Genomic DNA, 21716 nt, shown 5'->3' with positions numbered 1-21716 from the left:
CATGGCACGCTTAACACTCGACGACGTGACCAAGGAGTACCGGGACGGAGAGATGAATGTCGTTGCCGTCGAGGACGTCTCTCTGGACGTGGCCGACGGAGAGTTTCTCGTTCTCGTCGGCCCCTCGGGTTGTGGCAAGTCGACGACGCTCCGAATGATCGCTGGCCTCGAAACGGTCACCGATGGAGAGATCAGACTCGACGATCGATCCATCAATGACGTTCCCGCACAGGAACGAGATATCGCGATGGTGTTCCAGTCGTACGCGCTATACCCGCACAAAACCGTCCGGGGAAACATGTCCTTCGGCCTCGAGGAGTCGACGGAGCGTTCCGGCCCGGATATCGCCGAAACGGTCGAAGAGACGGCGGAAATGATGGGTATCGAGGACCTACTGAACCGCAAGCCCGGGGAGCTTTCCGGCGGTCAGCAACAACGCGTCGCGCTCGGTCGGGCGATCGTTCGCGATCCCGACCTGTTCTTGTTGGACGAACCGCTGTCGAATCTCGATGCGAAACTCCGCGCGGAGATGCGAACGGAGCTTCAGCACCTTCAGGAACAACTCGGAGTAACATCGGTGTACGTCACGCACGACCAGACGGAGGCGATGACGATGGGCGACCAGATCGCGATCCTCAACGAGGGAGTCCTCCAGCAGACCGGGACCCCGCTCGAGTGTTACCACGAGCCCAACAACCAGTCGTCGCGAGCTTTATCGGCGAACCATCGATGAATTTCTTCGACGGCTCTCTGGAAGAGGATGCGCTCGTGACCGAATCGTTCGCGTATTCACTGTCCCCGGATCTGCGGCGAAATATCGAAGCGGGAACCGATTTCGTGCTCGGGATCCGTCCGGAAGACGTTCGAATCGACGAGCCACTGTCGGACGGCCAGCGGTTCGCGACCGAAGTCATCGTCGTCGAGCCGATGGGGAACGAGAACGTCATCCACCTTCGGTTCGACGACGCGACAGCCGGTGACGAGTTCATCGTAACGACCGAAGGTGTTCCAACCGTCAGCGCCGGTGACCGGGTCGACGTCGAATTTCCCGAGGCGGTAGTCCACCTCTTCGACGGCGATAGCGGCGTCGCGATCAAAAATAGGACGTTATCGTTTTCTGGAACGCCTGGTGAGGTCATTCCGTAGGAACCGATCGAACCGGACGTTCGATACTGACGGAGTACCCCGGCGGTCTGCGGGCAGGAAATCGAGAAGAACGATCCGAGCGCAGCGGAGAACGGTTCGAACGCCCCGGTGCTATACGGTCGTTTTCGTAGCGAAGAAGACCATTTTACTACCCCTCAAAATTGACGCTGTGATTCGCTTCGGTGGTGTTCTGTGAAGGGTGAGGGGTGTTCTGTAATAAAGAACAGCGTTTCGGACTACTAGACGCGTTATCTCTGTGAGCAACACGAAGACGACTGTGCAGGTATTTCGTCCGGCAGGAACCGAAATCGCCACACTTTCCGACGGGAGCACCAGGTAGAACAGCGTCCGTACGCAATCGAAAAAGAATCGTGGCCGCGTTGGGTCAGTTGCCCGTTAGAAGGTGTCGTAGACCGTCTTCTCGATCGTGTAGAAGTCGATCCCGGCGTCGCCCTGTTCGCGCCACGTTTCGCTCGAGGAGCGTTTGAACCCGCCGAAGGGAACGTGGAGTTCGAGTCCGGTCGTCTTCGCGTTGATCTTGGCGACGCCCGCCTCGACCTCGCGAACGAATCGCTCGGCTTCGGTGTGATCGTCGGTGACGATGCTCGCCGACAGGCCGTACTGAACGTCGTTCGCCGTTTCGACGCCGTCCTCGTAGTCCTCGACTTCGATCACGGCGAGAACGGGACCGAACACCTCCTCCTGGGCGATCCGGTACTCGTTGTCGACGTCGGAGAAGACGGTCGGTTCGACGTAGTAGCCGTCTTCGAAGCGTTCGCCTTCTGGTTGACCGCCGCCGGTCTCGAGGGTCGCACCCTCTTGCTGTGCGACGTCGATGTAATCGAGGGTGCCCTCGAGTTCGCTTTCGGTGACCTGCGGCCCCATATCGTACTCATCGCCGGGCCCGATCGAGATCGACTCGGCCTGGTCGACGACTGCGTCGACGAACTCGTCGTAGACATCCGTGTGGACGATCGCACGGGAGCAGGCGGTACAGGCTTGTCCAGTGACGCCGAACGCGCCGTTGGCGACGATTTCGGCGGCTTCGTCGACGTCTGCGCTGTCTGAAACGACCGTCGGATTCTTTCCGCCGAGTTCCGTCTGGACGCGCTTGCCGTCGTCGGTCGCCTTGTCGTAGACCATGTGGCCGACTTCGCCGGAGCCGGTAAAGGAGACGCCGTCGACATCGTCGTGTGTGATAATCGCATCGCCGACCGTGCTTCCGGGACCGGTGACGACGTTCGCGGCACCGTCCGGAAGTCCGGCTTCGTTCAGCGCCTTGAACAACTCGAGCGCGACTCCGGGCGCGACGGAGGCGGGGTTGAGCACGACGGTGTTTCCGGTCGCCAGTGCTGGTGCGAGTTTCCAGGCCGGGATGGCGATCGGGTAGTTCCACGGCGTGATCAGCGCGGTGACGCCGACGGGTTCGTTGACGGTGTAGAGGTTCGTCCGCGGACCGCTCGCGGATTTGACCGAGCCGCCGAGGTCGCGGGTCTTCTCGGCGTAGTAGTAGAAGATATCGATGGCGCGCTGTACTTCACCGCCCGCTTCGGCGTGAGTCTTCCCTTCTTCGCGAGTGAGGAGTTCGGTGAGTTCGTCCTTCCGGTCGGCGAGAATCGAGCCCGCCTCTCGAAGGATTGCGCCCCGCTCCGGTGCCGGTGTGTTTGCCCACTCGGACTGAGCGCCGGCCGCCGCTTCGACCGCTGCATCCGCATCGTCAGCAGACGCCTCTTGATACGTCGCGACGACTTCCTCGGGTGCCGCCGGGTCGGTAGTTTCGAACGTCTCGCCGGTTTCCGCGTCGATCCAGGCTCCGTCCACGTAGTTTTGGTAATTCGCAGTCACGGGTCGTCGTATGTGATACTCGTATACGGGTCTTATGATTCTTACAGGATTCTCCGGCTCATGCGAACGGTCCGAAGCGACCGGGGAAATAACCCGTACCCTGCAAGTATTCGATGAACGGTACTCGAAGCGGTGAAAGAGTACACGAGCACCAGACCTATTACGGATGCGAATAAATTGAAGGATACGCACATGCGTTACTATCAACTACGTGATGGAAAGACTCCCCGTCTCGCAGTGAAAGCGGGCGGGTCGATCTACGATCTCACGACGGCAAAACCCCGGTTACAAACGTTCGATGATCTGCTCGATGCGGCCGATATCACCGAACAGCCCATCGATGTCGTCGTCGATCAGCTTCTCGAAAATGAGACGGCTCGAGAAATCGAATCGGTGGACGACCACACGACAGAAGCCCCGGTCGCGTCCGCTGAAGTCTGGGCCGCAGGCGTTACCTACCAGATTAGTGAAAAAGCGCGGGAGGCCGAAAGTTCGATGCCGGATATGTATCTGGACGTCTACGAAAGTGACCGTCCGGAGGTGTTCTTCAAGGCGACGCCCAATCGGACGGTCGGGCCGGATGAAGCGGTCGGCATTCGGGCGGACTCAGACTGGGACGTCCCGGAACCCGAACTCGGAATCGTGCTCTCTCAGGACGAAATCGTCGGCTACACGATCGGCAACGATATGAGTAGTCGATCGATCGAAGGAGAAAACCCCCTCTACCTTCCGCAGGCGAAAGTTTACGATCGATGTTGTTCGATCGGCCCCTGCATCGTCTCGGCCGACGCCATCGACGATCCCCACGACCTCGAGATGTGGATGCAGATCACGCGCGACGACGAGATTCGCTACGACGAATCGACGAATACATCGAAAATGGTCCGTTCGGTCGAGGAATTGGCCGAATACTACGTCAAACACAACGCCGTTCCCGACGTCTCGGTACTGTTGACCGGCACGTCACTCGTCCCCGACGAGGGGTTCACACTGCAGGAAGGAGACGTGGTCGAAATCGGTATCGAAGAGATCGGCACGCTCACGAATACCGTAATCGAAGTCTGATCAGCTGTCTGGAACCGCTGTCAGTTCCGGACGAGGAGCTGTGCGTTTGGGTTTGGGATTCATATATGGGCAGTCGTGATGAAGTGATAGGGAATGGCGTTCAGTGTGACAGAACGATTTATATGTCTCGGCTGTAACATGGGAATATGGCAGAACCGAACCATCCAGTTCGTACGGTCGGAAGAACTTTTGAAATCCTCGAGGTAATACAGGAACTCGACGGGGCCGGCGTTTCCGAAATCGCCGAACGCGTCGACATCGGAAAGAGCGGGGTTCACAACCACCTCACGACGCTGACGAACTGCGAGTACGTCGACAAGGAAGGCGACGAATACCACATTGGACTGGCGTTTCTCGGACTAGGCGCCTACGCGAGAAACCGAACACCGATCTACGATACCGCACAGGCACAAGCGGACAAACTCGCTGAAGAAACGGGTGAACTGGTCAATCTGCTCGTCGAAAAAAACGGGAAAGGAATCTACCTCTATCAGGCTAAAGGCGACAACGCGGTCGAACTCGACACTCACGAGGGAAAGCGTGTCCGATTACACTGTACCGGGCTCGGCAAAGCGATACTCGGCTTCCGCCCGGAAGCGGAAGTGAAACGCATTATTTCAAATCACGGTCTCCCAGAAGAGACATCACAAACGATCACTGATCGTAACGAACTCATAGACGAACTCGAGGAGGTTCGCGAGCAGCGGTACGCGATCGATCGCGAGGAACGACTCAACGGATTGCGCTGTATCGCCGCCCCCATCACCGACGACGACGATCGAAGTATCGCAGCTATCAGCGTCGCCTGTCCGGTCCATCGCGTCGGTGACGAGCGATTTTACGAGGACCTACCGGAATCCGTCCTCGCCGCCGCGAACGTCATCGAACTCGAGCACAACTACTCCTAGTCGGTCCAGTCGGGTCGAGTCGTTCGAACAGGTGTTCTCGAGAACGAGCGAAAAGCAAAACGGTGCTATGGGATGGCCAATCGCCGTTGCGGTTACCGAATCGAAACCGACGCGACCGTCGACGGTGGAAGTTCCGTCGTAAGCGTTCCGTTGGTATCGACTGAGACGGCCAGTTCTTCGGCACCGAACTCGTCCGCGTTATCGGCCGTAACCTCCAGATCCGGCTCCTGGTCGGCAAACAGGACCTTTCCGGTGACGTCTTCTTCACCGGGAGCTGGACCCTCGAGCGAAAGTTCGACGGTGTGAGACTCGCGACAGTCGAGGTTCGTGATCGTGACGTACGTTTCGTCCTCGCCGACCGACGCCGAGGAGCCGACCAGTGGAAGTTCGCGGTCGTCGTCGTCGAGTTCTCGAGCGGGGGTCGTCACGGACGTCTGGACGGCTTCGTTGCCCTTGTGCGGTGCGTAGAGGTCGAACACGTGGTAGGTCGGGCGCGCCCAGGCGTCGTCTTCGTCCGTTTCGACGAGACACTGGAGCACGTTGACGGTCTGGGCGATGTTCGACATCGTGACAACGTCGCTGTTGTCGTTGAAGATGTCGAGAACGGCACCAGCAGAGAGCGCGTCGAGAACGGTACCTGGCTGTTCGAGGCCGTTGTCGGCCGTCGCTTCGGGGTGCCAGGATCCCCATTCGTCGATGATAACGCCGATATCGCGTGTCGTCGCGACCGCGTTGATCGCAGCTGCGATCCGTTCGATGTGTTGTTCGGTTTCGAGTGCGTCCGCGAGGAACGTATCGTACTGGTCCTCGTCGGCCTCCGAGACGGTCATCGTCTGCCCGTAGTAGTGATGGAGCGTCAGGTGATCGAGCGGGAACTCCGCGCCCCACGGTGCGCCCGCGACTTCCTCCATGAAGCGACGGTTCCACTCGTGGCCCTCGAAGCCACAGGCGATGAGCTCGAGGTCCTCTTCGACAAGCAGGTTGTCCATGGTTCCGACGTAGGTCGCGTACCGCCGATACTCTCGAGCGTACTGCTCGGGTGTCATGCGGCCGCCACAGCCCCAGTTTTCGTTTCCGAGTCCCCAGTATTTGACGCCGTAGGAATCTTCGCGGCCGTTTTCGCGGCGGCGGTCGGCCAGTTCAGTATCGCCCTCGTAGTTACAGTATTCGACCCAGTTTGCGGCCTCTTGTGGATCGCCGGAGCCGACGTTCGCCGCGAGGTAGGGCTCCGTGTCGATCCGTTCACACAGCTCCAGGAACTCGTCGCTGCCGAAGGCGTTCGATTCTTCGGGCGTTTCCTCGGGCCCCTGCGCCCAAAAGAGGTTTCGTCGGCGCGGCCGATCCTCCTGTGGACCGACGCCGTCCTCCCAGTGATAGTCGTCCGCGAAACAGCCGCCCGGCCACCGGAGCACGGGAAGCTCGAGATCGTTCAGGAGAGAAAGGGTATCCTCGCGAAATCCGTCCTCGTCCGCGCTGTCGGCGTGCCAGATACCGCCGTAGATACAGCGACCGAGGTGTTCGGCGAAGTGGCCGTGTACCTCGGGCGCGATGCGATCGATAGTCGCCTCAGTATGAACTGCTACTCGTGCGTCAGTCATGCACTAATTTGATATTTTCGGAGAGTGGCATAAATACTTCGAAACGTATCAATTACGATACCGGATACCGCTCTCGAGAGCGGATGGACCGTCCGACACAGCCCTTGCCATCGCGGGTCGAGCAGTGGAGCATGAACGCCGCTACCAATGGAAACGTTCATGATACCGGATGGGCTTTTTCCGCGCATGGAGGAGTACTCACACGCACCCGTTTCAGTCGCGGACAAGCGTGCGATCGTTATCGGCGGAACGAGTGGACTCGGTCAGGCGATCGCCGTCGGGTTTGCGGCCGATGGCGCGGACGTCATCGCGACGAGTCGCGGACAAGAAGCAGTCGACGACACCGCCGAGCTGCTCGAGGATCACGGGTCGGACACCGAACGAGTCACGTGTGATGTGACCGATCGCGAGTCGCTCGAGAACGTTCGTGACGTTGCCGAGGACAAGCTAGGTGGTATCGATATCGTCGTCGCCTCGCAGGGAGCGATCTCGCGGGAGACCGTCGTCGGGATCGAGGACGACGACTGGGAGTTCGTCACGGACGTCGCACTCGACGGCGTACGCCGCGTAACGCAGGTCTTCGCACCCGCAATGGACGACGGCGGCTCTATCATCAACATCTCCTCGCTCGCAGCACGGCTCTCGATGGAAAACCTACCGGCGTATTCGGCGGCCAAAGGCGGAGTAGAAGCGTTTACTCGAGCCTCGGCCAAGGAACTGTCGCCACGCATTCGAGTCAACGCGATCGCGCCGGGGTTCTTCATCACGCCACAGAACGCGGACACCTACGCGGAGGGAACCGAAAAGCGCGAGCGAATCGACGAGCGAACGCCGCTTGGGCGGGTCGGAGAGCGCGAAGAACTGATCGGGGCGGCGATCTACCTCTCGAGCGACGCCTCCTCGTTCGTCACCGGCGAAGTCCTCACCGTCGACGGCGGGTTCGCGGATAGCGCGTTCTGACTCTGAAAGCGAAATCACACGGCGTCGTTGTTTCGTCCAGTCAAATCGTGTGAGGCGACGAAAGCGGAACGGGGATATCGATTCGATCCGAGCTTCGTTCAACGGATCACCCGATAAACCAAATGTTTATGTGTTATGGTTATGATCTTACTGACATGGCAGACAGAGCCACTCATGGGGAGAGTACCCTCAGCCGTCGGAGAATATTAGGTGGTCTCGGCGCCGGGGGACTAGCCTCGCTGTCGGGATGCATCGGCCTCTTTACCGGCGGCGGTGCCGTTCCGGACGGGGCCGAGAGCGACGAGACCATCGTAACGTTTTGGGAGCGTTTCGGCGGTGGTGATGGCGAGGCGCTCGAGGCGATCGTCGAATCGTACAACGAAAACGCCAGTGGAGCGTTTATCGATCGACAACGAATTCCGCCGGACGATCACTACGACCGGCTGTACACGTCGTTCACGGGTGGTGACGCACCCGACCTCACGATTACGCACGGAAGCGTACTCGGTCAATACAACGATTATTTCATGGATCTGAGCGACGAGTTCGCGGATCTCGAAGACGAGTACACCGAGGCGATCTGGGAAAGCGGCCAGTACGACGGCGAACAACTGGGCATTCCGATGGACGCCCACCCGCAGGGGATGTACTACAACAAGGACCTCTTCGAGGAAGCGGGCCTCGATCCGGAAGATCCGCCGGACGGCTACGACGAGTTCGCAGACGCCTGTGACGCAATCGTCGAAAACACCGATGCCTACGCGTTTCGGTCCGCAATTATCGACAGCGAGTTCTTCATGTTCCTCCGCCAGTACGGCGGACAGATGCTCAACGAAGATAACACGGCAGTCCGATACGACGAAGAGCCCGGGATCAAAGCCGCAGAATTCATGTACGAAATCGGGGAACGCGGATGGGACCACACGGATATGGCCGCCGGATTGGACGGCTGGCGTGGCGGAAACGTCGCCATGGTCTACGAAGGGACGTGGGCGTATCCGGTTGCGGCCGGCGCCGAGTTCGACTGGGGTTACTTCAAACCGAATATCGCCCCGGACGTCGAGCGGGTGGTTACCCGTGCGGACACGCACCTCGTCTCGGTTCCGCTTCCGGAACTCCGCCACTCCTCGACCAGCACGGAAACCGATGCGGGAATCGAGTTTACGAGAGAACTGACGACCGAGCACATCGAGGAGTGGGCGTTAAACGGCGGCCACCTTCCGGGGAGTATCGCCGCGACCGAATCGGATACCCTACGGGAAGCGGAATCCTGGAAGGTTCAAGGGCCGCTACAGGAGATGGCCGAAGACGACGCGCTGGCGTATCCCCCACGAACGGAGTTCGGTGATCGGTGGTGGGAGCCGTTGAACGAAAACCTCGAGGAGTTATACTCACACCGCATGGAACCCGAAGAAGCGATCGAGGATGCCGCTGAGCGGTCGAACCGAATTATCGAAGAAGAACGAGAGTGGACGCTATGAGCACTGGTTCATCGGCCGATACCGAACGATCGAAAGGGATGCTCGAGCGGATCCCGTTCGTCCCTAACAGTCGTTCGGCTCGAGAAAGTATCGCAGGAATCGGGTTCGCAAGTCCGTTCCTCGCACTGTTCGGATTGTTCTTGTTGTTCCCGCTCGCATACGGGTTCTACATCAGCCTGTTTAACTGGGACCCCGTCTTCATCGGGCAATCGGAGTTCGTCGGACTGAGCAATTATACGCGCATGTTCGAGGATCCGGTGTTCTGGACGTCCCTGACCAATAGTCTGCTGTGGACCCTGATGATCGTTCCGCTCGTCGTCACGGTACCACTCGTTCTCGCGCTCGCCGTCACCAAGGACGTGAAGGGCAAGTGGTTCCTCCGGACGGTGTTTTTCAGTCCGAGCATGCTCACGGTTGCCGTCGTCGCGCTCATCTGGATGCAGCTGTACGAGCCGACCTACGGTCCGATAAGCTACTACCTCGGCTTCATTATGGAGAACCCGCCGAACTGGCTGAACTCTCACACGTACGCGATGCCTGCGGTCGTAATCGCGTCGCTGTGGGGCGGAATGGGGGTCAACTTCGTTATCTTCATCGCCGCTCGCCAAGGGATTCCCGAACGGCTCTACGAAGCGGCGCGACTCGACGGAGCGAGCACGTGGCAGATGTTCCGGGATATCACGCTTCCACAGATGAAACACGCACTGCTGTTCGTCATGATTACCTCCCTGATCGCATCCTTCCAGGTGTTCGAGATCATCTTCATCATGACCGATGGCGGCCCCGGACAGAACACTCAAACGATGGTCGTCTTCCTCTACGAGGCGGCCTTCGGCAATCAGAACTTCGGCTACGCGGCGGCGATCGGCTACGTCCTGTTCGTGATCCTGTTTATCATCTCGGTCGCGAACTACTACCTGCTCGAGGGCTACACGTCTCGAGTCGAGGGAGAAGTCATCGAGGAGGATACCAATGAGTAACGAAACGCAGTACGCACGCGGCTACGAAATCGGCGGTATCGAGATCAGCAAAAGCCGAGTGAGGTCCGTCGTCCTCCATCTCGGACTCTACGGCTTTGCGGGACTGTTCCTGGTCCCGTATCTGTGGATGGCCTCCACCTCGATCAAACCCGAACACCTCATCTACGACTCCAGTCCGCACTGGTTGACCACGGACGTTACCTTCGAATGGTATCGCGTGATTCTGTTCGAATCACCCGTCGTTTCCTGGACGATCGCAACGTTTGCGCTCGCCGCCGTCGGGACGCTCGTCGTCGTCCTCGTCGACTCGATGGCTGCCTACGCGCTGGCACGTCTCGAGTGGCCGGGTCGACGAATCGTGATGGGGATCATCCTCGCGAGTTTCATGGTTCCGGCGGCCGTCAACCTGATCCCGATCTACGCGATCGTCTCCGAACTCGGGCTCGTGAACAACCTGCTGGGGATCATCTTCCCGTACGCGGCCGGGGTCTTCGGCGTGTTCATGCTCTACCAGTTCTTCAAGAACATTCCCGAGGAACTCGAGGAGGCCGCGAGGCTCGACGGCTTTTCGACGACCCGGATCTTCTTCCGGATCGCCGCCCCGATGCAGTTCCCCGCGATCGCCGCGCTGGGACTGTTCTCGTTCATCGGCCTGTGGAACTCCTTCCTCTGGCCGCTGATCATCCTCCAGAACGAAGCGATGTACACGCTCCCGATCGGGCTCGTGACCCTCGAGACCCAGGAAGTGACCGATCCCGGACTCGTGATGTCCGGCGCGATCATCGCCTCGGCACCGCTTTTGATCCTGTTCCTGGCGATGCAGGATTACCTGTTCAAAGCGGTCGCATTACAAGGGACGGTGAAGTAACGTGTCGACGACCATCGATTCGGACGGCGAACGGTTCATGTCAGCTGTCGGCGAGACCGGCCGGTTCGTCTTCCAGAACGTCCATCGGCTCATCGTCGTGAGCGTGGGCTGGTTCCTCGCGTCGCTCCCGGTGGTCACCGCTGGTCCGGCGACGCTGGCCGCGTACGCCGCGATTCAGTCCATGCGCTCGAGTCCGGCGGGAACGATCGATCGAAACCACGTCCGTCACGTCGTCAAAACGAACGGTGCCAATGCCGCCGCCCTCGGTCTCTTACCGGCCGTGTTTACCGTGATCGGCTCGCTGTATCTCTATCAGTACGCCGTTACGGGAGCGATTCAGTCCGGCGCGCTCGGCGTTCTTGGCGTTACAGCCGGGATGTACGCCGTCATCATGCTTATTCCGACATTCGTCTCGATGGCTGGCGGGGCGTCGATGGGCGACTCCCTTCGAACCGCTCGCACGTGGACGGCCGGTCGGCCAACGCTCAGCCTGACGACGCTGGTGCTCACGACCGCCGTCGCCATCGTCACGATCCTGTTGATGGTCGCGTTCGTCCTTATCTTCGCCGGAATCGCCTTTAGTTACCACGTCGTGCTCTACGGAGAGGATCAGCCGCGAACCGGATCGCCGAAGCAGACGACGACGGGGGCAACAACACCATGAACGCACCAAATACGGATCAATCAACGGTGAGCCCACCGCAGGTCGATCGGTCGAAAACGAGCACACCGCAAACTGAGCGAGCGGCGACAGGCGTACCGGAGACGGAGCGGGCCGCGGTGAGCGCTTCGATGGCAGATCAGTCGGCGGTGGGCGACTGGGTGGCCGTCAGTTTCGCCCATCCGACGCGAAACGAGTACCGACCGAAGAAACAAGTTAGTAGCGAACAATACACGCAATATCAATGAGCCACATTAGCTTCGAGAGCGTTCGGAAAGTGTACAACGAGGAAATCATCGCGGTCGACGACTTCGATCTGACAATCGAAGACGGCGAATTCGTCTCCATCGTCGGCCCGTCGGGGTCGGGGAAATCGACGCTTTTGCGGATGATCGCAGGCCTCGAGGAAATCTCGAGCGGGACGATTTCGATCGGCGACCGGCCGGTCAACGAGATTCCACCACAGCACCGGGGTGTCGCGATGGTCTTTCAGAACTACGCACTATACCCCCACATGAACGTGCGCAAGAACATGTCCTACGGGTTGAAGCTCACGAGCGATCTTCCGAAAGAAGACGTTCGAAAACGCGTCGAGGAAGCCGCGGAAATGATGGGGATCGAGGATCTGTTGAACAAACGCCCCAGCGAACTCTCGGGCGGCCAGCAACAGCGGGTTGCGACCGGCCGCGCGATCGTTCGCGACCCCGACGTCTTCCTGATGGACGAGCCGCTTTCGAACCTGGACGCGAAGCTCCGGCTTCACATGCGTACGGAGCTCCAGCGGATACAGGACGACCTCGAGACGACGACGGTGTACGTCACGCACGACCAGGAGGAAGCGCTGACGATGAGCGACCGGATCGTGGTCCTCGACGCCGGGGATCTCCAGCAGGTCGGAACGCCCGAGGAAGTGTTTGAACAGCCCGCGAACCTCTTCGTCGCCCGCTTCATCGGAAGTCCGACGATGAACTTCCTCGAGGTGGAGTACGAAGAAGGATCCCTCGTCGGCGACGGGTTTGGCGTCGATCTTCCGTCGGAGATAGCGGACAGGATCGAAGCCGGACGCTCGGGGTCCGGACTCCGACTGGGGATCCGACCCGCGACCTTATCGATTGACGACTCAACCGACGAATGTCGCATTCCTGCGGAAATCGATGTTGTCGAACCCGCTGGAAGTGATACCTACATTTATCTGGATCGTGACGGGACCGAACTCACCGTCCGAACTGAGAGCAGCACAGAGATTACGGCACAAGGGGCAGTAGACGCAACGTTCGACGTTTCGGATATCCACGTCTTCGATACGAAGAGCGGGCAAAACCTACTGCTCGACGAACAGGATTCAGTCTCGGTCGAAGCGGCCGCCTCGAGCGCCTCTTCGGCTTCGAAGCCCTAAGCGGCGATTCAGTTCGATCCGAAACGGATCGATACGGGCAAAAAGCAAACAGCAAATCCACTCGAACGAGTGTGAATATAGAGACACAGCAGCGAACCAGCAGAAATGATTCGGATGTGGTTATATAAATCCAATACTAGTAATCAGTAGTATTATTACCACTCGTTCTTTGTATATGTGTGTGGCTAGCAATAACAAGCGAACAGACTCGAGTAGTGGATTCTCTCGTCGAACGTACCTAGCCCTGAACGGCGCGGCCGCGACCGGGCTGCTGGCCGGCTGTACTGAATTCGGGGCAAACGGCGACGAGGAGGCGGACGGTCCAATGGAAGCGACGGTAACGGTAAACGACGACGAGCGCGGCGAACGAACGGTACCGGAGACGTTGTTCGGACGGTTTGGAGAACACTACGGCTCTCACGAGATTTATCCGGGCATCTACGCGGAACACGTGACGAACACCTCGTTCGTCGACTGGCCCCAGATTCAGGGGAACGACTCGCACGTCTACGGAATCGATCGGATCGGCGAGTACGACGACGTTCCGTTTCCGTGGGAACCCCTAGGCGAGGACGTGACCCTCGAGCGTCCCGACGACGGCGGCGTTCGCGGCTACGGAACCTGGGACTCCGACGGCGGTTGGCCGGAAGTCGATCGAGAGTACTCCAACACGCACCAACGAATCATCTCCGAAGGCGACGCGTGTGGCATCCGCCAACAGCTCGTCCTTCCGGACTGGCGAACACTCGCCTACGAGTTTGCCATCTCCGCCAGGGCCGACGGAATCGACGACCTCGAGGTCCGTCTGACCGCACCGGATGGCGAGGAACTCGCCAGCGTCAGTCTCGACGGTCTCACCGAACAGTGGAACCGGTACGAGGGGATCGAACTCGAGTTGAACGACCAAAGCGAGAGTCAGCTCGAGGCTGGTGCGCTCGACGAAATCGAATCGCCCTACGGCGAATACGTACTCGAGATAGTCGCCGAAGGGAACGGTTCCGTCGACGTCGATTGGGTTTCGCTAATGCCGGACGATGCAATCGAGGGGAAATTCAATCCGACGACGGTCGATCTCATGGATGATCGGAATGTCAGCCTTCTAAAGTGGCCCGGCGGAAACGTCACCAGCACGTACAAGTGGGAAGACGGGATTGGGCCGGTCGAGGAGCGTCCGATTAGGCCGAACGTCGTCTGGGACGGGCTGGATACTAACCAGATGGGAACGGCCGAGTACGTTGAATTCTGCGAACTGACGGACGTGGAGGCGACGATCACCGTCGGCGTAACAGTCGACGAAGACGACGAACGAGAGTTCCAACCGCCGGAACCGATCACCCCCGAGGACGCTGCAAACTGGGTCGAGTACTGCAACGGCGACGCGGACACCGAATACGGCGCGCTCCGTGCGGAACACGGCTACGAAGAGCCCTTCGACGTGGCGGTTTGGGAGGTCGGCAATGAAATCTGGGGCGGGTGGCAAGCGGGCGGCACCCACGATCCGGAGCTGTTCGCCGAACGGGTGACCGAGTTCGCGGCGGCGATGCTCGAGGTCGACGACTCGATTACGATCATCCCGGACGGGATGGATCCGAAGTACGACGATCCAAACCTCCCGAATCCCCGGGAGTGGAACGAGGCGCTCTTCGACATCGCGGGAGAGTACCTCGACGGAATCGGCATGCACCGATACAACTGGGGAATCCGCGAGGAGGACTCGGAGAGCGTCGAGGAGTGGAAGGACGAACACGACGCGGACGGCATCGATTACAGTGAAGTGCTGATTATGTTCCCGACGCAGTTCGGCGAACTGTTGGCCGAAACCGCCGAGAAAGCCGAAGAGGCCGGCCTCGAGAATACCCACATCATGGTCGGCGAGTGGGGCCTGTTCCCGACGGTCGCTGAGGGCGACCCGTGGCCGGGAATGCCGACGATGGCGGGCGCGTCGTACGTGGCGGGGATGTACAACGCGTTCATCCGAGAGAGCGACCACATCCGACGCGGCTGTCACACCCACCTTCCGGTGCGGATGTTTCCGCCGGAAAACGTCGAGCATCCGGCGAATCCGAACCCGCTGAAACCGGTCGGCTATGCGCTCCGGCTGTACGCAACCGCCTTCGAGGGAGACGAAGAGTGGAAAGTGATCGAGACGACCGTCGACAGCGAAACGCGAGACATTCCGGAGACGGGCTACCGAATCCGCGCGATGGACGATGTCCCGTACGTCGACTCGACGTCGATGACGACGCCGGAGAACGACGCGTTCTGTGCGTTCCTGACGAATCGAAACCTTCGGGATGACGCATCGGTCACGCTCGAGGTTCCCGAATCGTTCGACCGTGCGGAGGCGGACGTGATCGTTCAGCGGCCGACGGACGACCCCCACGACCCGCAGGAAGGGGTCGGCGAGTTCCCTGACGCGTGGTACGACTGGGAAGATCTCGAGGGGTACGAAATCGACGAATTCGAATCGACAGTCGAAGACGGATCGCTGACGATATCGCTCGAGCCTTCGGCAATCGCACGCGTTCGAATCGACGCATAAGGGATCTCGAGGCGATTGCCAGAAGGGGAAACGTTACGCACGTCCAACGTGTTAGTTCACATCGATGGCGAATTTTCCCCACGCCGAGTCAGTCGACCTGACCGACGTCGCGATCGACGACCAGTTCTGGAACTCGCGGCTCGAACGGAACCGCGAGGTAACCCTCGAGTATCAGTACGAACAGCTCGGATCGAGCGGCTGTCTCGATAATTTCCGTCGGGTCGCGAACGGCAAAACCGGCGGATTCGAGGGTATGTGGTTCGCCGACTCGGACGCTTACAAGTGGCTCGAGGCCGCGAGCTACGTGCTGGCAGACGAGAGCTCGGATCCCGGTCAAGAGCGTGCCGACGCGCGACGAAACGAACTTCGGAATCGAGTCGACGAAACCATCGACCTCGTCGCCGGTGCGCAACGAGAAGGCGGCTATCTCAACACGTATTTCACGCTCGAGGAGCCCGAAAAGCGCTGGACGAACCTCAACATGATGCACGAACTCTACTGTGCGGGCCACCTCATTGAGGCGGCCGTCGCCCACTATCGGTCGACCGGTGATCGGGCGCTACTGGACGTGGCGGCGCGATTTGCCGATCACATCGACTCGCGAGTCGACGACGAAATCGACGGCGCACCGGGCCATCAGGAGATCGAACTCGCCCTGGTGAAACTCGCTCGCGTCACCGGCGAGGATCGGTACGTCGAGCTCGCGAAGACGTTCGTCGACCGTCGCGGCGGGTCGGATCGCTTCGAGCGGGAGTTCGAACGCGTCGAGGATCTCGCCGGCTACGATCCCGACGACGGCGGCATCGCGACGGACGCTCGCGGGGCCTTCTACGAGGACGGCGAGTACGACGGACAGTACGCGCAGGCGCACGCTCCGCTTTCCGAACAGGAGACGATCGAGGGTCACGCCGTTCGGGCGGTGTACTTCTACGCGGGCGTCGCGGACATCGCCGCGGAAACAGACGATGAAGATCTGGTTGCACGGCTCGAGACGCTCTGGGAGAACATGACGAGAAAGCGCATGTACGTCACCGGCGGGATCGGCTCGAGCGAGCACGGCGAACGCTTCACCGAGGATTACGACCTCCCCAACGAGACCGCCTACGCCGAGACCTGTGCGGCGATCGGGAGCCTCTTCTGGAACCAGCGATTGTTCGAACTCACCGGAAACGCGAAATACGCCGATCTGATCGAGCGAACGCTGTACAACGGCGTTCTCTCCGGCGTGTCGGTGGACGGAACGGAATTCTTCTACGACAACCGCCTCGAGAGCAGCGGCGACCACCACCGTCGGGGCTGGTTCGACTGCGCGTGCTGTCCCCCGAACGTCACGCGCCTGCTCGCCTCGCTCGAGGAGTATCTGTACGCAACCGCCGGAGATTCGATCTACGTCAACCAGTACGTCGGGAGTACGGTTACGACGACGGTCGAGGATCGTGAGGTCGAACTCGAGCAGACGACGGCGTATCCCTGGGATGACGACGTGACGATCGAGGTCCGAACCGCGGAGCCGACGACGTTCTCGCTCGAGCTCCGGGTTCCGAGCTGGTGTTCCGACGCGACCGTTCGCGTCAACGGGGAGCCAATCAGCATCAACGAGGACGTGCTATCCAGTGACGACGGCGAGTACGTCACGATCGAACGCGAATGGGGCGACGATCGAGTCGAGGTGACGTTCGCTCAATCGGTCGTCCCGATGCGAACCCATCCCGCCGTCGGAGAAAACTGCGGTCGCGTCGCGCTTACTCGAGGGCCGCTAGTGTACTGTCTCGAGGGGGTAGACAACGACCGCCCGCTCGACCAGTACAGTCTCGAGTTGGACGGCGGGTTCGACTCGCGTGCTGGCGACGAAATCGGCGATTCGCTCGAGGGCGTAAACGGTTCGGACCTCGTCGTCATCGACTGTGACGCGACTGTCCCGTCGCTCGAGTCGTGGAAACCCGAGCGTGAATCGACGAGCGAATCTGAAACGTCCGGCAGAGCTGACGTCGAAGCGCAACCACCGCTTTACCAGCCCGACGAATACGTAGGGGACGAGACGGTGTCTGTAACTGCCGTCCCGTACTTCCTCTGGGACAACCGAACTCCCGGCGAAATGGCCGTCTGGATTCGGAGAGCGTCTCCGGACGAGTAACCGCGACCACGACCCTCACGTTTATTGTGAACGGTGATAACGTATCGCTAATGGTGAAAATCGCGTTCATCGGCGCTGGAAGCCACACGTTTACGCAAACGCTCGTCCGCGACGTACTCTCGTTTCCGGCGCTACAGGACTCGACGCTCAGCCTGATGGATATCGACGCAGATCGACTCGAGCGGATCGAGGCCGCGACGAACGTCCTTGTCGACGAACACGACCTCCCCGCGACCGTCGAAGCGACGACCGACCGGCGAGAAGCGCTGGAGGGTGCGGATTACGTCATCACGATGATCCACGTCGGCGGCGTCGAACCGGTCCGAAACGAGATAGACATTCCACGGCGCTACGGGGTGAACCAGTCGGTTGGCGATACGCTCGGTCCCGGCGGCGTCTTCCGGGCACAGCGGACGATTCCGACGATGGTCGACATCGCTCGAGACATGGAGGAGTTGTGTCCCGACGCGCCGCTCTTACAGCACACGAACCCGATGGCGATGGTCTGTTGGGCTATCGAAGCGGAGACCGAAATCGACGTCTACGGGATCTGTCACAGCATCGTCGGAACGGCCCACGACGTCGCTTCCTACGTCGACGTTCCGTTCGAGGAACTCGAGTACTGGGTTGCCGGGATCAATCACATGGCGTGGTTCCTCGAGATCGAACACGACGGCCGAGATATGTATCCCGAGCTTCGGGAGGCGATGACGGATCCGGAAATCTACGCCCAAGACGTCGTTCGCTTCGAAACGATGGATCACTTCGGGGCGTTCATCACTGAGTCGAGTCATCACTTGAGCGAGTACCTTCCGTACTTTCGCCACGACGACGACGAAATCGAACGCCTCGTCGAGACCAGCGCCTACGACCCGAACGAAGCGGAGTTCGAATACTCCCCCGTCTGCTGGCTTCCGACCGGCGAGTACTTCGACCAGTGGAGTTCGCTCGACCACGCCGATCAGTTCGACGAAGCCGAGATGGACCGCTCGCTCTCGCGGTCGGGCGAGTACGCCGCACGCATCATCCACTCCCTCGAGACCGGCGAACCGCGCCGAATGAACCTCAACGTTCCGAACGACGGTCGGCTGATCACGAACCTTCCCGGCGACGCGCTCGTCGAAGTCCCCTGTCATGTTGACAGAACGGGCGTTCACCCATGTGCAGTCGGCGAACTTCCGCCCCAACTCGCCGCACTCAACCGATCGAACGTCAACGTCCAGTCACTCGCCGTCGATGCCGCACTCGAGCGCGACGAAGACAAACTCCGGCAGGCGCTGAAACTCGATCCCTTGACGGCCGCAGTCTGTACGCTCGAGGAGATAGACGGAATGGTCGACGCCCTGCTCGAGACGAACGCGGAATACGTTCCCGAGTACACCTGAATACGGAGCGCTATCTGTGGCAACGACACACAAAGTGTATAATCATCGACGATGAAGTGTTCATATGGCCTACACAGTTGCCGTAATCGGAACAGGCTCTGAACCGGAAAATCCAGGCAGTGACGGCTACGCGATGGCGTATCGCCACGCCGAAGCGTACGAATCGGTAGAGAAGTGCGAACTCGTCGCGTGTGCCGACATCGTCCGGGCGAACGCCGAGGCGTTCGCGAACGAATTCGAGATCGACGAGGGCCGCATCTTCGAGGAGTACAGCACCATGCTCGAAACGGTAGCACCGGACATCGTTTCGGTGTGCGTTCCGCCGGCGATTCATGACTCGATCGTCATTGACTGCGTTCAGTCGGGAGTCGTCGAGGCGGTTCACTGCGAGAAGCCGATGGACGATACGTACGGTGGTGCCGGACGGATGGTCGAAGAAGCCGACCGTCACGGCGTTCAGGTGACCTTCAACCACCAGCGCCGATTCAGCGATCCCGTTCGCACGGCGAAGGAACTCCTCGATGCGGGCGAAATCGGCGACCTCGAGCGACTCGAGTTCTCGGCACCGATCGGCATCTTCGACTACGGCTCTCACTCGTTCGATCTCTGTAACTACTTCAACGACGAAACGGCGGCCGAGTGGGTGATGGCACAGGTGGATTACCGGGAAGAAAACGTTCAGTTCGGCACGCACAACGAAAACCAGGCGATCGTCTGTTGGGAGTACGAGAACGGCGTTCACGGGTTCGGAACGAGTGACGCGACCGGTGAGGGCGGTCCGGCAGGAGCGATCGGCTGTCACAACCGATTGATCGGAACAGACGGGACGATCGAGGTCGGACCGTCCGGTGATGACCTACCGTCGCTTCGAATCCGACGCGCCGGCGACGACGCGTGGACTGCCGTGGACACCGAGGGCGACCTCCACGACTGGGAACTCGTCGAAAGAGCGATCGCCGATATCGTCGACAGCCTCGAGACGGGGAAAGAAGCCGAACTCGGCGCACGAAACGCGCTGAACGCGACCGAACTCATCTTCGCAGCCTGGGAATCGTCGCGTCGACGCGGCCGTGTCGATCTCCCGCTCGACATCGAGGACAACCCGCTCGAGGCGATGGTCGAATCCGGCCAACTGCAGCCCGAGCCGACGGAGGGGGAGTGACGTGGTGGACGTTTCGCTCTGTCTCGAGATGGTGTACGACGACGAGCCGTTCGCCGATCGGGTCGACCGTGCGGCCGATGCCGGGGCCGACGGCATCGAATTCTGGGACTGGCGCGAGAAGGATCTCGAGGCGATCGAAGCGGCGACAGCGGAGACGGAGCTTCCGATCGTCGGCTGTGTGGCGGGCGGAGAACTCACCGATCCGTCCCAGGCAGAGGCGGCCGTCGAGACGATTCGAGAATCGATCGAAACCGCGAGCGAGATCGGCTGTCAATCGGTCATTTCGACAGTCGGCAAAGACCATGCAGAACTCGATCGGGACGTTCAATTCCGGAACATCGTCGAAGTGCTTTCGGCTGTCGCCCCGGACGCCGAGGACGCAGGCGTGACCATCGTTGTGGAACCGTTGAACGCGGCCGTGGATCACCCGGGGTACTTCCTCACCTCGTCTCACGAAGGATACGAGATTATCGAAGCGGTCGACTCCCCCAACGTCAAACTGCTGTACGACGTGTATCATCAGCAGATTACGGAGGGAAATATCATCCAGAATTTGACGGAGAACGTCGAGCACATCGGCCACGTTCACGTCGCGGACGTCCCCGGGCGCCACGAACCGGGCACCGGAGAGCTGAATTACGCGAATGTGGTTGATGCACTCGAAGACGGCGGCTACGACGGCTACGTCGGTCTCGAGTTTGCGCCGACCGGAGACCCGGACACGGCAGTGGCGGAAGCCCTAGACGTGCTCGAGGGCGGGGTCGAATAGTAGTTCAACGACCGGCGAAGCGGGCGTCTCGACCGGTGACAACAGCGTGAAACGGGTGAGCAGGACCTCGATCCGACGGCCGTCCAGAGGGTGTACTGCTCGACAGCTCCGGCGATAGCACGACTTCCACTCTGACTCAGTACTATCCAGTAATCAAACAAACGGAAGGTGTCGGACGAACCGAAGGGAGCGTACGATGGGGAGAGCGTTGTCGTTACACCCATACGTGTGTAATCATCACAGTTCCATTGGGGGAATCGAACGAGAGCGAAACCGAGTACTACCGCGCTAACAGACGCCACACGACAGCGAGGGAGCGTACTGTGTACCGTGTTAATCGTTCTATGCCGAACGTAGTTCGTTTCTGCTGGAAGAAAGAATCCCTGGATAACTCGAGGATCCCTGGTGTAGTGAGCGCTCGAGAGCGACGACAACCTAGAACACGACGGGGATCGGTATGAGGGCGCTCGATTCGGTCTCCCGACGGCTACCGCGACAACGACGAAGACATCGATACGGCGTCTTCAGACCAACGACAGATGGACCGAAGATCAGGACGGGAACAGCGTAACACTTCGTGGGGTCGCTCCGGGCGATCCGAGCTTATAGGAGCTGTATCACCCGAAAAGCGCAACCGAGGTACTCGAGTGGGCGACGGATCCCGAACGGGCTGGCATCCGGCCGCCGTCCGTCTTGCCTTTACACAGGACACGCTCGAGTGAGAGTTCGGTGACGGAGCGGTCGCGAGCGGCTGGTGGACCCGCCATTTCTACGACGGCACCGGGCAGTTACTCGGGCTCGCTGATCGGGACGGAC

17 protein-coding genes and 1 pseudogene are annotated in these 21716 nt (G+C 60.1%); 15 read left to right on the top strand and 3 right to left on the bottom strand.

Features of this window, described 5'->3' with window-relative positions:
- The first annotated feature begins 1 nt into the window (after position 1).
- Positions 2-1146 (top strand): annotated as a pseudogene (locus ACZ5C7_RS00860) (ABC transporter ATP-binding protein).
- A gap of 396 nt (positions 1147-1542) precedes the next feature.
- On the opposite strand, the gene xacF reads toward ACZ5C7_RS00860, so the two are convergent.
- On the bottom strand, positions 1543-2991 hold the full coding sequence (gene xacF, locus ACZ5C7_RS00855) for a 2,5-dioxovalerate dehydrogenase (protein WP_464374507.1): 1449 nt from the start codon (positions 2989-2991) through the stop codon (positions 1543-1545).
- Positions 2992-3183: 192 nt separating this feature from the next.
- Here xacF and ACZ5C7_RS00850 point away from each other — a divergent pair, with 192 nt between their 5' ends.
- Both ACZ5C7_RS00850 and ACZ5C7_RS00845 read left to right on the top strand, forming a co-directional pair.
- Positions 3184-4056, top strand: coding sequence for a fumarylacetoacetate hydrolase family protein (locus ACZ5C7_RS00850; RefSeq protein ID WP_464374506.1), 873 nt, complete (start codon positions 3184-3186; stop codon positions 4054-4056).
- Between the two features lie 146 nt (positions 4057-4202).
- Entirely contained in the window at positions 4203-4964 is a 762-nt protein-coding gene (locus ACZ5C7_RS00845) for an IclR family transcriptional regulator (RefSeq protein ID WP_464374505.1), read from the top strand.
- A 92-nt stretch (positions 4965-5056) separates the two neighbouring features.
- On the opposite strand, the gene ACZ5C7_RS00840 is transcribed toward ACZ5C7_RS00845, so the two are convergent.
- The gene (locus ACZ5C7_RS00840) at positions 5057-6562 is read right to left on the bottom strand and encodes an alpha-N-arabinofuranosidase (protein ID WP_464374504.1); all 1506 of its coding nucleotides are present in this window, start codon (positions 6560-6562) and stop codon (positions 5057-5059) included.
- 186 nt (positions 6563-6748) lie between these two features.
- Here ACZ5C7_RS00840 and ACZ5C7_RS00835 point away from each other — a divergent pair, with 186 nt between their 5' ends.
- The 12 genes from ACZ5C7_RS00835 (at position 6749) to ACZ5C7_RS00780 (ending at position 20900) form a co-directional block, all read left to right on the top strand.
- Positions 6749-7522: an SDR family NAD(P)-dependent oxidoreductase gene (locus ACZ5C7_RS00835; protein ID WP_464374503.1), complete on the top strand. Its 774-nt coding sequence runs from the start codon at positions 6749-6751 to the stop codon at positions 7520-7522.
- A gap of 155 nt (positions 7523-7677) precedes the next feature.
- Complete coding sequence (locus ACZ5C7_RS00830; RefSeq protein WP_464374502.1) at positions 7678-9003, top strand: extracellular solute-binding protein; 1326 nt, start codon at positions 7678-7680, stop codon at positions 9001-9003.
- Entirely contained in the window at positions 9000-9983 is a 984-nt protein-coding gene (locus ACZ5C7_RS00825) for a carbohydrate ABC transporter permease (RefSeq protein WP_464374501.1), read from the top strand. Before ACZ5C7_RS00830 ends, ACZ5C7_RS00825 begins: the two co-directional genes overlap by 4 nt.
- Positions 9976-10851 carry a carbohydrate ABC transporter permease gene (locus ACZ5C7_RS00820; protein ID WP_464374500.1) on the top strand — a complete coding sequence of 292 codons (876 nt, stop codon included), beginning with the start codon at positions 9976-9978 and terminating at the stop codon, positions 10849-10851. The genes ACZ5C7_RS00825 and ACZ5C7_RS00820 overlap by 8 nt, the downstream gene beginning before the upstream one ends.
- A 1-nt stretch (position 10852) precedes the next feature.
- Positions 10853-11515 carry a YesL family protein gene (locus ACZ5C7_RS00815; protein ID WP_464374499.1) on the top strand — a complete coding sequence of 221 codons (663 nt, stop codon included), beginning with the start codon at positions 10853-10855 and terminating at the stop codon, positions 11513-11515.
- Entirely contained in the window at positions 11512-11760 is a 249-nt protein-coding gene (locus ACZ5C7_RS00810; RefSeq protein WP_464374498.1) for a hypothetical protein, read from the top strand. The genes ACZ5C7_RS00815 and ACZ5C7_RS00810 overlap by 4 nt, the downstream gene beginning before the upstream one ends.
- Positions 11757-12908 carry an ABC transporter ATP-binding protein gene (locus ACZ5C7_RS00805; RefSeq protein ID WP_464374497.1) on the top strand — a complete coding sequence of 384 codons (1152 nt, stop codon included), beginning with the start codon at positions 11757-11759 and terminating at the stop codon, positions 12906-12908. The genes ACZ5C7_RS00810 and ACZ5C7_RS00805 overlap by 4 nt, the downstream gene beginning before the upstream one ends.
- Before the next feature lie 181 nt (positions 12909-13089).
- Positions 13090-15450 carry an alpha-L-arabinofuranosidase gene (locus tag ACZ5C7_RS00800; protein WP_464374496.1) on the top strand — a complete coding sequence of 787 codons (2361 nt, stop codon included), beginning with the start codon at positions 13090-13092 and terminating at the stop codon, positions 15448-15450.
- A gap of 64 nt (positions 15451-15514) precedes the next feature.
- The gene (locus ACZ5C7_RS00795; RefSeq protein WP_464374495.1) at positions 15515-17584 is read left to right on the top strand and encodes a glycoside hydrolase family 127 protein; all 2070 of its coding nucleotides are present in this window, start codon (positions 15515-15517) and stop codon (positions 17582-17584) included.
- A gap of 50 nt (positions 17585-17634) precedes the next feature.
- Positions 17635-18969: an alpha-galactosidase gene (gene melA / locus ACZ5C7_RS00790; protein WP_464374494.1), complete on the top strand. Its 1335-nt coding sequence runs from the start codon at positions 17635-17637 to the stop codon at positions 18967-18969.
- A 64-nt stretch (positions 18970-19033) separates the two neighbouring features.
- The gene (locus tag ACZ5C7_RS00785; RefSeq protein WP_464374493.1) at positions 19034-20131 is read left to right on the top strand and encodes a Gfo/Idh/MocA family protein; all 1098 of its coding nucleotides are present in this window, start codon (positions 19034-19036) and stop codon (positions 20129-20131) included.
- A 1-nt stretch (position 20132) separates the two neighbouring features.
- Positions 20133-20900 (top strand): hydroxypyruvate isomerase family protein, encoded by a 768-nt coding sequence (locus ACZ5C7_RS00780; protein WP_464374492.1) that lies wholly within the window; start codon positions 20133-20135, stop codon positions 20898-20900.
- Between the two features lie 617 nt (positions 20901-21517).
- On the opposite strand, the gene ACZ5C7_RS00775 is transcribed toward ACZ5C7_RS00780, so the two are convergent.
- Positions 21518-21667 carry a hypothetical protein gene (locus ACZ5C7_RS00775; RefSeq protein WP_464374491.1) on the bottom strand — a complete coding sequence of 50 codons (150 nt, stop codon included), beginning with the start codon at positions 21665-21667 and terminating at the stop codon, positions 21518-21520.
- Between the last annotated feature and the right edge of the window lie 49 nt (positions 21668-21716).

This window comes from Halostagnicola alkaliphila, assembly GCF_055379965.1.
Note: the sequence above shows the minus strand (reverse complement) of the source record. Positions and strands in the feature narration are given on the sequence as shown.

Coding starts and splice junctions, on each gene's coding strand:
- ACZ5C7_RS00850 (WP_464374506.1), top strand. CDS start 3,184: ATGCGTTACTATCAACTACGTGATGGAAAGACTCCCCGTCTCGCAGTG.
- ACZ5C7_RS00845 (WP_464374505.1), top strand. CDS start 4,203: ATGGCAGAACCGAACCATCCAGTTCGTACGGTCGGAAGAACTTTTGAA.
- ACZ5C7_RS00840 (WP_464374504.1), bottom strand. CDS start 6,562: ATGACTGACGCACGAGTAGCAGTTCATACTGAGGCGACTATCGATCGC.
- ACZ5C7_RS00835 (WP_464374503.1), top strand. CDS start 6,749: ATGGAGGAGTACTCACACGCACCCGTTTCAGTCGCGGACAAGCGTGCG.
- ACZ5C7_RS00830 (WP_464374502.1), top strand. CDS start 7,678: ATGGCAGACAGAGCCACTCATGGGGAGAGTACCCTCAGCCGTCGGAGA.
- ACZ5C7_RS00825 (WP_464374501.1), top strand. CDS start 9,000: ATGAGCACTGGTTCATCGGCCGATACCGAACGATCGAAAGGGATGCTC.
- ACZ5C7_RS00820 (WP_464374500.1), top strand. CDS start 9,976: ATGAGTAACGAAACGCAGTACGCACGCGGCTACGAAATCGGCGGTATC.
- ACZ5C7_RS00810 (WP_464374498.1), top strand. CDS start 11,512: ATGAACGCACCAAATACGGATCAATCAACGGTGAGCCCACCGCAGGTC.
- ACZ5C7_RS00805 (WP_464374497.1), top strand. CDS start 11,757: ATGAGCCACATTAGCTTCGAGAGCGTTCGGAAAGTGTACAACGAGGAA.
- ACZ5C7_RS00795 (WP_464374495.1), top strand. CDS start 15,515: ATGGCGAATTTTCCCCACGCCGAGTCAGTCGACCTGACCGACGTCGCG.
- melA (WP_464374494.1), top strand. CDS start 17,635: ATGGTGAAAATCGCGTTCATCGGCGCTGGAAGCCACACGTTTACGCAA.
- ACZ5C7_RS00785 (WP_464374493.1), top strand. CDS start 19,034: ATGGCCTACACAGTTGCCGTAATCGGAACAGGCTCTGAACCGGAAAAT.
- ACZ5C7_RS00775 (WP_464374491.1), bottom strand. CDS start 21,667: ATGGCGGGTCCACCAGCCGCTCGCGACCGCTCCGTCACCGAACTCTCA.